This is a genomic window from Lentzea kentuckyensis (genome assembly GCF_002150765.1).
Lineage (GTDB): Bacteria > Actinomycetota > Actinomycetes > Mycobacteriales > Pseudonocardiaceae > Lentzea > Lentzea kentuckyensis.
The window spans coordinates 13,089-26,002 of sequence record NZ_MUYM01000020.1; the positions used below are offsets into that span (position 1 = coordinate 13,089).

Below are 12,914 nucleotides of genomic sequence, written 5' to 3' on the forward strand. Positions count from 1 at the left end.
CCATGACCGGCACACTCGCGACCACGTTCACCACGGCAGAGGCGCTCGGCAGCGGCATGCACCGCCGCGAGCTCTACGGCCTGCGAGACGACGGCACGCTGATCGAGTTGTCCCGCGGCGTGTTCCGCTGGGCGGATGCCCCGGTGCCGACGTTCCCGGACCTGCTCGCCGTGTCCAGGCGGGTGCCGATCGCTGTCGTGTGCTGTGTGTCGGCGGCGGCGGTGTACGACCTGACCGACGAGATACCCGTCGCTGTCCAGTTCGCGGTGCCACGCAGGCATCGGCCGCCGCAGATCGACTATCCGCCGACCGAGGTGTTCCGCTTCACCGCTGAGAAGTTCGAGCTGGGGCTGTCCTCGGTGGAGGCCGCACCAGGCGAGATGGTTCGTGTCTACAACCGGGAAAGGACAGTTGCCGATCTCATGCGGTTGAGGAACAGGCTGGGGGAACCGCTCGCGCTGTCGGCTCTGCGGCGATACCTGCGCAGCCGGGAGGCACGACCACGTGATCTGCTGGTGGTGGCTCGGGAGCTCAACATCCTCGGCCCCGTGCGTGCCGCGATGGACGCGGTGACGGCCGAGTGACCCGACCGATGAAGGACACCCCGGCGGGGCGTGCGTACCTGGATCTTCAGAACAGGGCTCGCCGGGACAAGCGGTCCACCCAGGAACTGCTGACGTTGTACGTGCTGGAGCGCTGGCTCGCTCGCCTCGCCGAGTCACGGCACGCCAGCGAGTTCGTCCTCAAGGGAGGTGTGCTGCTCGCGGTGTTCGAGGCGCGTCGTCCTACTACCGACGCCGACCTGCTTGCCAGGAACATCTCCAACGACGAGGCGTCGGTCGTCGCGCGGGTGATCGAGATCGCCGAGGGGGTGCAGGATCCCGACGACGGCGTCCGCTTCCTGACCGGCACCGCGGTCGCGAGGACGATTCGTGACGACGACCTGTACTCCGGTGTCAGGGTCGGCATGGACTGCGAACTGTCGACGGCGAAGGTGAAGCTGTGGCTCGACGTGAACTTCGGTGATCCGATCACGCCGGCGCCCCGTGTTCTCGAGCTGCCCTCGCAACGGCCCGGGGTTCCGGGTGTACCAGTGCTCGGCTATCCGGTTGAAACGGTGCTGGCCGAGAAGTCGAGCACGGCGATCGCGCTCGGTGACACGAGCACCCGAGTGCGCGACTACGTGGATCTCTACACCCTGACAGGGCGGCAGGCGTTGTCGTACGAGTCGGTTCGTGCCGCCCTGGACGCGACGACGAGCCATCGCGGTGTCGAACTCCAACCGCTTTCCGTGGTCCTCGGAGAGTTCGTGTCGTTGCGGGAGAACGCCTACCGCGCGTTCAAGCGGCGGCTTGGTGTGGACGGCGTGCATCTGCCCGATCGCTTCGGGGAGGTCGTCGCCGCTGTGATCGAGTTCGTGGACCCGCTGGCCGGTGGGGAAGCCCGGGACGTCTGGGATCCGGACGCCCGGAAGTGGCTGTGAGCCTTCACTTCCAGGCCGGGTACGCCGGTGCGACCTCGGCGTAGCGCTCGCTCCAGTTCGGCGGTTCCTCGCCGTCGAGGTGCGCTTGCAGGCGGTCGAGGAACGCGTGCGTGCCGGGGACGAAGCCGAGTGCGTTGCGTTCGGACAGCCCGGTGTGGGTGAAGGTCAGCAGGGTCGCGTCGCCGTCGGACTCGAGCTCGTAGCGGACCACGCTGTCCTCGACGATTCGTTGCCGCCACTCGTGTTCGAAGACCGCGCGGCCGTCCTGCGGTGGCTGCCAGGTGAGGACGCGGCCCGTGACGCGCTTGGCCTCCGGCGGGGCGGGCGGGTCCTCCGGCTCGATGACGATGGTGTCGTCCTCGATGTGCGTGGTGCCGAGCCAGGCCTTGCGTTCGGCCGGGTCGGTGATCGCGGCCCAGACGTCGGCGATCGGGAACGGCAGCCTGCGTTCGAACGTGAGGGTCGCGTGGGTGTCGGTGCGGGTCACGGTGCCGAGGTCGTTCATCGATTCTCCAGGTGCTGTTCGAGGGCTGCCAGGTGGTCGCGCCAGAAGCGGCGGTACGGGGTGATCCAGTCGTCGATGCGTTGCAGGCCATCGGGTTTCAACGCGTAGATGCGACGCTGGCCGTCGGGTCGCACCTCGACCAGGCCGACCTCGCGCAGGATCCGGAGGTGGCGGGACACGGCGGGCTGGGTCAGCGTCGGCAGGCTGCCGACGAGTTCGCCCGCGGTGTGTTCGCGTTCGGCGAGCAGCTTGATGAGGTGCCGGCGGTTCGGCTCGGCCACTGCCTCGAAGACATCCACGGGTAGTTGTATAACTTAATGCGTATATAAGCGCAAGGATATACGGCGTTCTGGTGATGTTTGTGCACGTCACACGGATGGCTGCGGAAATTGTCAGACCCTCCTGTCACCATCGGGACATGGCTGAGCGCAAACCCAGAGTCACCGACTGGCGACTCGTCGTGCAGTCCCGGTTGGACCGGGTCCGCGCGGATCTGGCCGCGCTCGGACCGTCGGATCCGGTCGATCCCGAGGGCGACGTGTGGCGTCGCACCGCCGAGGAGCAGGCGGCGGTGGTGGACGCGATGCTGAGCGACCGGGAGCCGTGGTGGCGGATGCTGCCGTCGTGGTGGTCGGGCTGGTACATCGAACGGGCCTGGCGCGCCCTGCACGAGGCCGAGGTGGCGGCGATCTCGGCGGAGCGCGGGTTCCTCGGGCGGTTGCCGGGGCTGCAGGCGCGGGTGGGGCAGTACCTCGATGAGGACGATCCCCGCCGCCGGGCGCTGGAAGCGTTGCGGCCGGGGGAGTTCACGCCGGCGGTCGAGCGCGCGATCGTGGTGGACGCGCTGCGGGCGGCGTACGACAACTCGGACTTCGCGCACGCCGGCTCCCGCGCGTTGCGCAACAAGCTGATCGCGGCGTCGCTGGTGCTGTTCGTGATCAACACGGTCCTGGGCGTCGTCGGCATCGTGAAGCCGGGCATCATCCCGCTGTGCGTCGACCCGAAGGAGAACGCGCTGCCGACGGTGTGTCCCGGCGGCACGGCCAAGGCGTCCGGTGTGGACGTGTGGCTGGTGCAGGTGCTCGGTTCGTTCGGCGCGGTGCTGGCGGCCGTGGTCCTGCTCTTACGCCGCCGGCCATCGCTCTCGCCGTACGTGATGATCGGCTACCAGGCGCTGATCAAGATCATGCTCGGTGCGGCACTGGCGGTGGTCGGGATCCTCGCGCTGGGAGCCGGTGTCACGAGCGGGCTGATCGGGATACCCTCGGCGGCGGCTTTGCTGCTGTGGGCGGTCATTTTCGGGTACGCGCAACAGATCGGAACTCGCTTGCTGGACAAGTACACCGACGAGGTGCTGGACCAGGCCCGCCCGCTGCCCGACGCGGACAGCCCGAGGGTGGCGCCGCGATGAACGTCATCACGGACCGGGTCGCCGCGCGGGTGCGCCGGGACTTCCGCGGCGACCAGGTCGACGAGGTGCTGGGCTGGCTCGCCGGTGCGTGGCCCGACAACCAGGACGTCGAACGGGTGCTGGCCGCGGTGGTACTGGCTGCCGCCGGTGACGTGTCGGTTGTGCGGCAGCAGGTTCGTGAGCTGCGGGTGGACTGGCGCGACGTGCTGCTGAACGGTGGCCTCGGGCACGGGGACTGGCCAGAGGTGCTCGACCGCGAGTTCGGCCCCGCCGGCTGACCCGATCCTTGTTCGCCCGGCTCGGTCAGCTCGCGGTGCGCCGGTAGCTGATCAGCTCGTCGGTGCTGGCGTACCGGCTGAAGCCCGCCTTCTCCAGCACGCGTGCGGAGGCCGGGTTGGACGGCTCGACGTTGGCGTGCACGGTGTCGACGCCGTCGAGAGACAGCGCGAACGCCGTCAGCGCCGCGGTCGCCTCCGAGGCATAGCCGCGTCCCTGGCGTGACGGCACGACGCCGTAACCGATCTCCACCTGTCCGTCCGAAGGGGGCCAGAAGAGACCCAGCGATCCCACAACCTCAGAGCTGGACCGCTCGATGATCAGGCGGTGCCCGAACGGCGAGAGCCAATCGGGGTTCGAGTCGAAGAGACTGGCGATCACGCCGTCGCCCTCGGCAGGGAAGTCGGCGGCCCACGGGGTCTGGCGGTCGCCGTCGATCACGGCCTGGACCTCGGTGGAGGTCCAGGGGCGCAGGATGAGGCGTTCGGAGACAAGATCGGTCACGGGCGCACGCTAACCAGGGCCTGCGTGGTGGTGCGAGCGAGTTTCGGTGCGTCCCGCTGGGAGGCGGGGTCGCGTCGCGACTGGCAGCCACTGCTCCGTGTTCGGTGGTCAGACGGGGGCCTCGTGGTGCCGCCTCGCTGAGCGTGAATTGCCTCGCCAACGTTCCGGGACGCACCACATGGTTTGGACGCCCGGCGACCTTTTGGGGTTCGTAACTGCTGGTGGAACGTGCATACGCGGAATGATGTGAGTGCCTGTTCGGCGGGGTGGGGTTGTCGGTGTCGCCCGCTACGGTGTCGGTGAGATGGTCATGGTGATCCAGGCGTTTCGGTTCGCGCTCGATCCGACTGTGGGGCAGCAGGCGGCTCTGCGGTCGCATTGTGGTGGGCAGCGGTTCGCGTTCAACTGGGGTTTGGCGCGGATCAAGGCGAACCTGGACCAGCGTGCCGCGGAGAAGACCTACGACATCCCCGACGATCAGCTCACCCCGTCGGTGTCGTGGTCGGCCTACAGTCAGCGCAAAGACTGGAACCAGGCCAAAGACGTGATCGCGCCGTGGTGGGCTGAGAACTCGAAGGAGGCCTATTCGTCCGGCCTGGCCAACCTCGCGGCCGCGCTCGGGAACTGGGCCGGTTGTGCGAAGGGCATGCGACGAGGCCCCAGGCTTGGGTTTCCTCGGTTCAAGGGCCGCCGGTCTGGGTTGTCGTGCCGGTTCACCACCGGTGTGTTCGGCCTCGCCGACGACCGTCGGCACGTGAAGCTGCCCCGGATCGGCCTGGTGCGTGCCCACGAGTCCACCCGCAAACTCGCCCGGCACGTCACCCGCACCGACGCCGCACCTGGGCGACCGGGGAGCGTGGTGGGTGTCGATCTCGGGGTGAAGTCCCTGGCCGTGCTGTCCACGGGCGAGACGATCCCGAACCCGCGGCACCTGGAGACCGCGCTTCGGGAGCCGCGCCGCCTGCAACGGCAGGTCGCACGCCGTACCGGCCCGGACCGGCGCACCCGCCAGGAACCCACCGTCCGGTGGCGCAAGACCCAGGCGCGCGTCACCCGGCTCCACACCGAGATCGCGAATGCCCGTCGCGACGGGCCGCACAAGCTCACCACCCGGCTGATCCGTACCCACGGCGTGGTCGTGATCGAGGACCTGAACGTGGCCGGCATGATGCGCAACCGCTGTCCGGCCCGGCACATCGCCGGGGTCGGCATGGCCGAGCTACGCCGCCAGATCGAGTACAAAGCCGGATGGGCGGGCGTGCGCCTGCTGGTCGCTGACCGCTGGTATCCCAGTTCCAAGACGTGTTCGGGCTGTGGTGTGGTGAAAGCCAAGCTGCGCCTGTCCGAACGCACTTTCCGCTGCGACGCGTGCGGCCTGGTCTGCGACCGAGACCTCAACGCCGCGCGCAACCTCGCCGCGCTCGTGCACCGCGAGATGTCCTCCCCGAGTTGCGGGGCGACACAAAACGAGCCCGCTGGAAACCCGGGTAAGACCCGCACCACGCGGGCAACGGGTACCGCCACGGGAAGACCCGCACCACCCAGGTACGGGTCAACGCCGACGCGGCGACGCGCCGGCTGCCTGAACACAGCGAACTCATGTCCGCCCACAAGTCAGGTAACGGAATGGTCATGAGAGGTCGGTTCGCGCTCGGCGGGTACTTCTTCCTGCATGGGGCGGTCAGCGTCAGTTGGCTGTCCGCGATGACCATGTTCACCAGCCGGGTCGCCAGTCCGGGCGACCTGGGCGGGGGCATCGTGGTCGGCCTGGCGGTGCTGGTGCTGGGGGTTGCCCTGACGCCGCTCGGCATGCCGCTCGGGGCCTGGCTGGCCGGGCAGTGGGGTGCGAGGGCCGTCGCGGTGGCGTCGGCGGTTGCGGCTGCGGTCGTCCTCGGGGGAGCTGTGTTCGCGGGGAGTTTTGGTGTGCTCGCGCTGGCCATGGTCGGGCTGGCGTTGGCCAACGGTGCGCTGCTCGTCGCGATGAACCTCCTCGCGGCCGGTGTCGAGCGCGGGAGCGGGCGGCTGGTCCTGCCCTGGTGTCACGGGATGATGGCGCTCGGCGGGCTGATCGGCGGCTGGCTTGCCATGCAGCGGATCGCCGCGCACGTGCCGCAGATCGAGCAGTTGTTGTGGACTGCGGGGGTCAGCCTGGCTCTTGCCATCGGTCTCGCCAAGTCGCTGCCGGACGTGGAAGTGGAGGACGTCAGGCCGCGGCTGCCGCACGACTTCGGGATGCTCGCGGTGCTGGCGTTCGCATCGGGGGTGGCGGTGGACGTGGTGCCCAGCAGCGTGTCGTGGCGGTTGGACGTTGCGGTGGGCGGCATCGACTTGACCGGCACGCACGCTCTTGCGCTCGGGATGGCGGTCGGTGGGCTCGCGGGTGGGCTGGTCGCGGCTCGGATCGGTGTGCGGAACCTGTTGAACGTGAGCGCCGGGCTCACCGCGCTCGGGCTGGGCTGGCTCTTGTTCGTGGGTGAGATGGACGTGTCACTGGCCGGGTTCGTGGTCACCGGGCTCGGCCTGTCGTGCGTGTTCCCGGTGGCGCTCAGCCTGGCGGCGGCGCGGGGGAGCGCTCGGCACGCGGTCGCCGCCATCGCGGTGATCGGGTACGTCGGAATGTTGGCCGGGACGCAGCTGACGTGGTTGTTCTCGTATCTCCTAGGCGTGCGTTTCCATCTGGCGTACGTGCTGGTGGTGCCGGTGGTCGTCGTCGTGGGCGGCGCGGTGCTCAGTCGTGGCTCCGCTCCCGCACCGCGTTGATCACCTCGGCGTCCCACCGGTGCGTGCGGATCAGCCGGTACCGCTCGGCCGCCACCCACATGTAGGCCTCGGTCTCGGTCCGGTTCCCGATCATGTCGGCCTGCCGCAGCATCGCCACCACGGGTTGGTACTCGTCGGCGTACCAGCGGCGGGCGAGTTCCGCGCGGTCCAGGAACTGGCCCGTGTCCTGCATCAGGCGGAAGCCCCAGGCCTCGATGTGCTCGCCGAGTTCGGCGTAGTCCCACGGGTCCGACAGCACGACGGCGGCGCGGGCCTCGCCGGACAGGGGCACGCGGTCGAGGAACAGGCGGCGGTAGTCCTTCACGATCAGGTCGCCGCGGTACCGGATGCCGGACGAGTTCACGCGGGTGATCACCTGGGTCACGTAGGCGTCGATCACCGTCAGGCCCAGCGCGTGCGCGACGGAGACGCGGTGGTGGCCGTCGATGATGAAGTGCAGCTCGCCGATGCGATAGACCTCGATCGGCGGGACGTTCTCGCCCCGGCGTGCGGCCAGGGCCAGGCGTTGCCAGCGTTCGCGGACGCGGCCGGAGGTCGGGCGGAAGCGGCGGTCGAAGTCGCGGGTGCGGTCGACGCTGCCCACGATCGAGTCCAGCCGGATCGACTGCAGGCCCAGACGCTTCTCGGACACCATGCCCAGCGCGTCCACGACCTCGTGGAACGGCAGCATGATGTTCACGTCGTCCGGCTCGCGGCGCAGCCAGGTGGCCAGGCGCGACATGACCTGGCGGCGCCGGGCTCGCAGGAAGTCGTTCTCGGCGTCGGCGACGGGAAAACCGGTGTCACGTCTCATCGCGAGCTCCCGAAATGTCCAGCACCTTGTACGGAACCACGTTGACCACGCGCGTTGAGCCCAACGCACGGTCAGGCCGCGGCACGCCGTGGGGATGGATGTGGCCGTGCAGCATGAAACCGGGCTGCAGCCGTGAGACCAAACCGCGCAGACACTCGAAACCGCGGTGTGGCGCGTCTGGTTCGTCACCGCAGCCGAGCGGTGGTGAGTGGGTCAGCAGCACGTCCACGCCACGTCCGTCCCGCAGCCTGCGCCACCCCGCCAGCCGGGACACCCGGCGGGCGCGGCGGGCCTGCTGCCGTTCCGTCCACTGGTTCGGGCCCTTGTTGTAGCGGATCGAACCACCGAGACCGGCGATGCGCAGGCCGGCGACGTCGACCACGCGTTCGTCCGCGTTCACCGCACCGGTTGGACCTGGCCAGCGGACCGGCACGCCTGCCTTGGTCCACAGACCGCGCACGTTCGAGTAGCCGGACAGGTCGACGTCGTGGTTGCCGGGGACGAACACCAGCGGTCTGTCCAGCGCGTTGGCCAGGAACTCCAGGTAGTCGAAGGGGAGGTCACCGGCCGCGAGGATCAGGTCCACGTCGAGGGCGTGCACCTGTTCGGTCCACAGCTGTTCGGCCACTTCGTCCGCCACTGCCAAAATCCTGGGCACTTCAGCAGCGTAATTAACCCATCTCCAGATGACGCGGCACACCGCTGCCACTAGCGTCGACACCGTGCTTGCCGAGCTGTTCGCCGCGGCCGCCAACGGCTGCCGCGACCGCAGTCCGTTGACCCAGCGACTACTCGACGACGCCGCCGAGGACCTGAGCCGGGGCGGCGTGACGACCAGGATCATGGCGGGCTCCGAACGCGACCGGGAGGGCGCCGTGCCCGGGCTGCGGTTCGCGGGCGCCGTCCACCGGCTCGTGCTCGAAGGACGCGCGCCGGGCCTCGCGAAGCACTACCCGTCGGTCGGCGGTCAGCCGCACCTGCCGACGCTGTGGGAGGACGCGCTGCCCGCTCTCCACCAGCACGCGGACCTGCTGAGGCAACGCGTGCAGGCCACCGTCGTGCAGACCAACGAACCCGGCCGCAGCGCGCCCCTCTACGGGGGCTTGCTGGTCGCCGCCCAGGAGGCGGCCGAGGCGGCCGGCCGGCACGTGCCGTTCTGCGTGCGGTTGCTGGAGGTCGGCGCGAGTGGCGGGCTCAACCTGCGTCCGCACCACGTGGGCTACCGGCTGGAGGACACCGTGCTCGGCGACCCGGACAGCCTCCTCGTCCTCGACCCGCAGTGGACCGGCCGGCCGCCGGCCGACCTGAGCCACCGGCTGCGCGTCGTCGGCAGGGCGGGCTGCGACCTCAACCCGGTCGACGTGTCCACAGAGGACGGACGGCTGCACCTGAGCTCGTTCGTCTGGGCCGACCAGCTCGACAGGTGGAACCGGCTGAGGGACGCGCTGGACCTGGCCGCGACGGACCCGGTGAAGGTCGAGCGGTCACCCGGCCCCGAATGGCTCGCGAAACAGCTCGCCCGCGCCGAACGCGACGTGCTGACGGTCGTGTGGCATTCCGTGGTGTGGCAGTACGTTTCGCCCGCGGACAGGGCGATGGGCCGGGCCGTGCTGGCCGACGCGGCCGCGAAGGCGACGCCCACGACACCGTTGGCACTGCTGGTGTTCGAGCCGCGCCGCGAAATCGACTTCAAGTTCGCGCTGATGCTGAAGCTCTGGCCGGCCGGGATCTCGCTGTGCCTCGGCGTCGGCGAAGGCCATGGCACGCCGTTCACGTGGGACGTCACCCCGTGGGAGTGACCACCGCGTTCACCACGTAGCGCCCGTCCAGTTCCTCGACGGGCATCCGGAACACGTTGCGCGTGCCGGAGCGGGTGTACTCCACGACGACCGCGCCATCGCGGTACTGACCGCCGTCCACCCTGGCGGTGGCGAAGCGCTCGACGGTCGACTTCGCCACGTCCTCGCCGCCGACCGCGAGCAACGGCTTCAGCTTGTGGAAGTCGTGTGCGCGCAAGGCGTTCGTCACGTCGGCGGCGAGCACGTCCGGTGACTCGGCGCCCGGATCCGGCCAGAGCGCGATGAGCACGAACACCATCGTGAGCCAGCCGGCCGGGAACACCAGCAGCCAGAACCTGAGGTTCGTCAGCCGCTCGTACACGTCAGGGCGTCCCCGAGATCAGCACGAACACGGTGGTGATCCAGCAGAGCAGGAACGCGAGGATCCAGAAGCGGATGTTGGTGAGGATTCTGGTCATGACAGGGCCCTTCTACAACGAACAAAGCGGGCGAAACCGGGACTAGAGCCAGCGATTTCGGCGCAGTATTCGGTAGAGCGTGAGGCAGGCGATCAGGACCAGGCTCATGATCAGCGGGTAGCCGAACTTCCACTTGAGTTCGGGCATGTAGTCGAAGTTCATGCCGTACACGCCGACGACCATGGTGGGCACGGAGATGATCGCGACCCACGAGGTGATCTTGCGCATGTCGGTGTTCTGCTGCAGCGTGATCTTCGCGAGGGTCGCGTCGACCAGCGTGGTCAGCAACTCGTCGAACGCGGTCACGCGCTCGGACACCTCGGTGAGGTGGTCGTCGACGTCGCGGAAGAACGCGCGCACCTCCTCGGGGATGAGCGGCGTGTAGCCCTCGGCCAAGCGGCGCAACGGGTTCGCGAGCGGCATCACCGCGCGGCGCAGTTCGAGCACCTCGCGCTTGAACATGTAGATCTGCTCCGCGCTCACCTGGCTGCGCGGTGCGAAGATCCGCTCCTCCATCAGGTCGATGTCGGACTCGATGTGGGAGGTGACGTCGAGGTAGTTGTCGACGACGTGGTCCGCGATCGCGTGCAGCACCGCGGCGGGGCCGATCTCCAGCTGCTCCGCGTCCTCTTCCATGTCGCGGCGCAGCTTGGACAGTCCGGAGTGGTTGCCGTGCCGCACGGTGATGACGAAGTCCTTGCCCAGGAACACCATGATCTCGCCGGATTCGACGATCTCGTTGGCGGTGTCGGGGGACTCGTTGGTCACGTAGCGAACCGTCTTGAACACCATGAAGAGCGTGTTGTCGTACCGCTCGAGCTTCGGTCGCTGGTGCGCGTGCACCGCGTCCTCCACCGCCAGCTCGTGGAGTCCGAACGTCTCCGCGATGCCTTCGATCTGCCCGGCGTCCGGCTCGTGCAGTCCGATCCAGACGAACCCGTCCTTGCGCTTGCGCACCTCTTTGACGGCGTCGGTGTGCGTCCAGCGGCCTGGCAAGCGCTTGCCGTCGATGTACACCGCGCAGTCGACGACGTAGTGCGACAACGGCACGGAGATGTGCGGCGCCGGACGCTGCTGGGCGCCACGACCGCGGATCGAGGGCAAGCTGGGCATGGTGAGTTCCTCCAGGGCCACACGTCGTTCAAGTGCACGAAAAGCACGACGGGCGTCCTGCGACCGGGAAACTCGGCGAACTAGAACGATCTAGCAGGCCACCTCGGTGAGGACGCGCTTGGTACTGGCAGGGTGGGGGTCCTTGCTCATTTAGGGGTCCTCACCTCCTCGGGGCGAAGTCACTGGTGGTGGAAATCCTCACACACCGGTTGCCGAGGGTACTCCCTCTCTGTTCAGACTGTCTCCCCACCTGACACAGATCTCGATCACACGTAGTTGGAGGCGCGGTGCAGTTCGGTCGGTACTACGAGGAGTTCGAGGTCGGAGCGATCTACAAGCACTGGCCGGGCAAGACGGTCACGGAGTACGACGACCACCTGTTCTGCCTGCTCACGATGAATCACCACCCGCTCCACATGGACGTGAACTACGCGGAGAACACGACGGACTTCGGCAAGAACGTCGTCGTCGGCAACTACATCTACTCGTTGCTGCTGGGCATGTCCGTGCCGGACGTCTCCGGCAAGGCGATCGCCAACCTGGAGATCGAGTCGCTGCGGCACGTGAAGCCGACGTTCCACGGTGACACGATCTACGGTGAGACAGAGGTGCTCGACAAGACGCCGTCCAAGTCGAAGGACGACCGGGGCGTGGTCTACGTGGAGACCCGCGGTTACAAGCAGGACGGCACGGTCGTGTGCATCTTCCGCCGCAAGGTCATGGTGCCGAAGCAGTCCTACGGTGAGGCCCGCGGCGGCGAGCAGCCGGGGCGCCCTGAACCCAAGGAGTGACGTGAGTTCTCTGGATCTGGCACAGCAGCGTCTCAGGGCGTTCGCGGAGGAGGCGGCGGGCATCTCGCCGCTCTACGAACACCTCGCGTCGCGTGCTGCCGAGGATCCGGAGGTGGCCGATCTGCTGACCGCCGCCGGCGAGGACAACGCCTCGGGCGAACTCCTGCTGGCGGCGGCGCATCGGCTCGTGCAAGCGGAACCGTTCCATCAGCTCTCGAACTACTACCCGTCGCTCGGTGGCACTTATGGCGCGGACGAGAGCACCTGGCCGTTGTTCCGCGACTTCCTGCTGGAGCGCGCCGAACGCGTGCGCAAGCTGGTCAGTTCGCAGGTGATCCAGACGAACGAGGTGCGGCGCGCGGCCCTGCTCTACCCGGCGGTGGCCGCCGCGGCGAAGCAGGCGGGCGGGCCGATCGGGCTCGTGGAGGCCGCGACCACGGCGGGCCTGCTGCTCGGGCTCGACCAGTACTCGTACCGCTACCAGACCCAGGAGGCCGGACAGCTCGTCGCTGGTCCCGCCAAGGCCGCGCTGGGCCTGCACTGCGCGCTGGAGCTCGCGCCGGGAGCGGTGCTGCCGAAGCTGCCCAAGACGGTCAAGGTGGCCGCGAAGGCGGGCATCGGCGTCGCACCCGCCGACCTGACCGACGAGGACGCCTACGCGTGGCTGGAGGCGTGCGTGTGGGCCGATCAGCCGGAACGGCTGCGGCTGTTCGGGGTGGCGTGCGGGGTGCTGCGCAAGAACCCGCCGCGGCTGGTCGCCGGCGATCCGGTCGCGGACCTGGCGAGGGCGGTCGAGCCGATCGAGGCGCCGCTCGTCGTCATCACGAGCGGGTCCGGGCTCGACCTGGTGCCTGCTTTGTCGGCTTTGGGCAGACCTGCGTGGTGGGCCGCGCACGAGGGCGGTGAGCTGCGACTCATCCGGGTGCGTGACGCGGAGGTCGAGACGACCACTCTGGCCACCACCGAGGCCCACGGGCAACGTCTCGTTTGGCGTTGAGCC

General features: G+C 68.7%; 16 protein-coding genes. 9 read left to right on the top strand and 7 right to left on the bottom strand.

The annotated features are described in order from the left end of the window. Nucleotides 1-2: 2 nt before the first annotated feature. Entirely contained in the window at nt 3-584 is a 582-nt protein-coding gene (locus tag B0F77_RS12665; protein WP_086663063.1) for a type IV toxin-antitoxin system AbiEi family antitoxin domain-containing protein, read from the top strand. Then, a complete protein-coding gene (locus B0F77_RS12670; RefSeq protein ID WP_086663064.1) occupies nt 581-1,483 on the top strand; it encodes a nucleotidyl transferase AbiEii/AbiGii toxin family protein in 903 nt (300 codons plus the stop codon). The genes B0F77_RS12665 and B0F77_RS12670 overlap by 4 nt, the downstream gene beginning before the upstream one ends. A 4-nt stretch (nt 1,484-1,487) precedes the next feature. On the opposite strand, the gene B0F77_RS12675 is transcribed toward B0F77_RS12670, so the two are convergent. Together B0F77_RS12675 and B0F77_RS12680 are read right to left on the bottom strand one after the other, a co-directional pair. Continuing rightward, nucleotides 1,488-1,988 carry an SRPBCC family protein gene (locus B0F77_RS12675; protein WP_086663065.1) on the bottom strand — a complete coding sequence of 167 codons (501 nt, stop codon included), beginning with the start codon at nt 1,986-1,988 and terminating at the stop codon, nt 1,488-1,490. Next, the gene (locus B0F77_RS12680; RefSeq protein WP_086663066.1) at nt 1,985-2,287 is read right to left on the bottom strand and encodes an ArsR/SmtB family transcription factor; all 303 of its coding nucleotides are present in this window, start codon (nt 2,285-2,287) and stop codon (nt 1,985-1,987) included. The genes B0F77_RS12675 and B0F77_RS12680 overlap by 4 nt, the downstream gene beginning before the upstream one ends. 119 nt (nt 2,288-2,406) lie before the next feature. Here B0F77_RS12680 and B0F77_RS12685 point away from each other — a divergent pair, with 119 nt between their 5' ends. Beyond that, entirely contained in the window at nt 2,407-3,399 is a 993-nt protein-coding gene (locus B0F77_RS12685; protein WP_086663067.1) for a hypothetical protein, read from the top strand. Further along, nucleotides 3,396-3,677, top strand: coding sequence for a hypothetical protein (locus tag B0F77_RS12690; RefSeq protein ID WP_086663068.1), 282 nt, complete (start codon nt 3,396-3,398; stop codon nt 3,675-3,677). Before B0F77_RS12685 ends, B0F77_RS12690 begins: the two co-directional genes overlap by 4 nt. Before the next feature lie 25 nt (nt 3,678-3,702). On the opposite strand, the gene B0F77_RS12695 is transcribed toward B0F77_RS12690, so the two are convergent. Then, nucleotides 3,703-4,179, bottom strand: a complete 477-nt coding sequence (locus B0F77_RS12695; protein ID WP_086663069.1) for a GNAT family N-acetyltransferase — start codon at nt 4,177-4,179, stop codon at nt 3,703-3,705. A gap of 304 nt (nt 4,180-4,483) precedes the next feature. Here B0F77_RS12695 and B0F77_RS12700 point away from each other — a divergent pair, with 304 nt between their 5' ends. Both B0F77_RS12700 and B0F77_RS12705 read left to right on the top strand, forming a co-directional pair. Beyond that, on the top strand, nt 4,484-5,815 hold the full coding sequence (locus B0F77_RS12700; RefSeq protein ID WP_211293763.1) for an RNA-guided endonuclease TnpB family protein: 1,332 nt from the start codon (nt 4,484-4,486) through the stop codon (nt 5,813-5,815). Further along, nucleotides 5,812-6,939: an MFS transporter gene (locus B0F77_RS12705; protein WP_143466699.1), complete on the top strand. Its 1,128-nt coding sequence runs from the start codon at nt 5,812-5,814 to the stop codon at nt 6,937-6,939. Before B0F77_RS12700 ends, B0F77_RS12705 begins: the two co-directional genes overlap by 4 nt. Here B0F77_RS12705 and B0F77_RS12710 read toward each other — a convergent pair. Further along, nucleotides 6,908-7,753: a ParB N-terminal domain-containing protein gene (locus tag B0F77_RS12710; protein WP_086663071.1), complete on the bottom strand. Its 846-nt coding sequence runs from the start codon at nt 7,751-7,753 to the stop codon at nt 6,908-6,910. The two genes, B0F77_RS12705 and B0F77_RS12710, sit on opposite strands and share 32 nt — an antisense overlap. Continuing rightward, nucleotides 7,743-8,411 (bottom strand): metallophosphoesterase family protein, encoded by a 669-nt coding sequence (locus B0F77_RS12715; RefSeq protein WP_086663072.1) that lies wholly within the window; start codon nt 8,409-8,411, stop codon nt 7,743-7,745. Before B0F77_RS12715 ends, B0F77_RS12710 begins: the two co-directional genes overlap by 11 nt. Nucleotides 8,412-8,475: 64 nt before the next feature. Between B0F77_RS12715 and B0F77_RS12720 the strand changes: the two genes are divergently transcribed. Continuing rightward, nucleotides 8,476-9,552: a DUF2332 domain-containing protein gene (locus B0F77_RS12720; protein WP_086663073.1), complete on the top strand. Its 1,077-nt coding sequence runs from the start codon at nt 8,476-8,478 to the stop codon at nt 9,550-9,552. Here the strand turns inward: B0F77_RS12720 and B0F77_RS12725 are convergent. Then, the gene (locus B0F77_RS12725; RefSeq protein ID WP_086663074.1) at nt 9,536-9,913 is read right to left on the bottom strand and encodes a hypothetical protein; all 378 of its coding nucleotides are present in this window, start codon (nt 9,911-9,913) and stop codon (nt 9,536-9,538) included. The genes B0F77_RS12720 and B0F77_RS12725 overlap by 17 nt on opposite strands. 139 nt (nt 9,914-10,052) lie before the next feature. Further along, nucleotides 10,053-11,123: a magnesium/cobalt transporter CorA gene (gene corA, locus B0F77_RS12730; protein WP_086663135.1), complete on the bottom strand. Its 1,071-nt coding sequence runs from the start codon at nt 11,121-11,123 to the stop codon at nt 10,053-10,055. A 287-nt stretch (nt 11,124-11,410) separates the two neighbouring features. Here corA and B0F77_RS12735 point away from each other — a divergent pair, with 287 nt between their 5' ends. Further along, nucleotides 11,411-11,914, top strand: a complete 504-nt coding sequence (locus B0F77_RS12735) for a MaoC family dehydratase (RefSeq protein WP_086663075.1) — start codon at nt 11,411-11,413, stop codon at nt 11,912-11,914. Between the two features lies 1 nt (nt 11,915). Next, nucleotides 11,916-12,911 (top strand): DUF2332 domain-containing protein, encoded by a 996-nt coding sequence (locus tag B0F77_RS12740; RefSeq protein WP_086663076.1) that lies wholly within the window; start codon nt 11,916-11,918, stop codon nt 12,909-12,911. Nucleotides 12,912-12,914: the final 3 nt, after the last annotated feature.

What these genes read in the sequence shown, in the direction of transcription:
- B0F77_RS12665 (WP_086663063.1), top strand. Translation starts at nt 3, where the DNA reads ATGACCGGCACACTCGCGACCACGTTCACCACGGCAGAGGCGCTCGGC.
- B0F77_RS12675 (WP_086663065.1), bottom strand. Translation starts at nt 1,988, where the DNA reads ATGAACGACCTCGGCACCGTGACCCGCACCGACACCCACGCGACCCTC.
- B0F77_RS12685 (WP_086663067.1), top strand. Translation starts at nt 2,407, where the DNA reads ATGGCTGAGCGCAAACCCAGAGTCACCGACTGGCGACTCGTCGTGCAG.
- B0F77_RS12690 (WP_086663068.1), top strand. Translation starts at nt 3,396, where the DNA reads ATGAACGTCATCACGGACCGGGTCGCCGCGCGGGTGCGCCGGGACTTC.
- B0F77_RS12700 (WP_211293763.1), top strand. Translation starts at nt 4,484, where the DNA reads ATGGTCATGGTGATCCAGGCGTTTCGGTTCGCGCTCGATCCGACTGTG.
- B0F77_RS12705 (WP_143466699.1), top strand. Translation starts at nt 5,812, where the DNA reads ATGAGAGGTCGGTTCGCGCTCGGCGGGTACTTCTTCCTGCATGGGGCG.
- B0F77_RS12710 (WP_086663071.1), bottom strand. Translation starts at nt 7,753, where the DNA reads ATGAGACGTGACACCGGTTTTCCCGTCGCCGACGCCGAGAACGACTTC.
- corA (WP_086663135.1), bottom strand. Translation starts at nt 11,123, where the DNA reads ATGCCCAGCTTGCCCTCGATCCGCGGTCGTGGCGCCCAGCAGCGTCCG.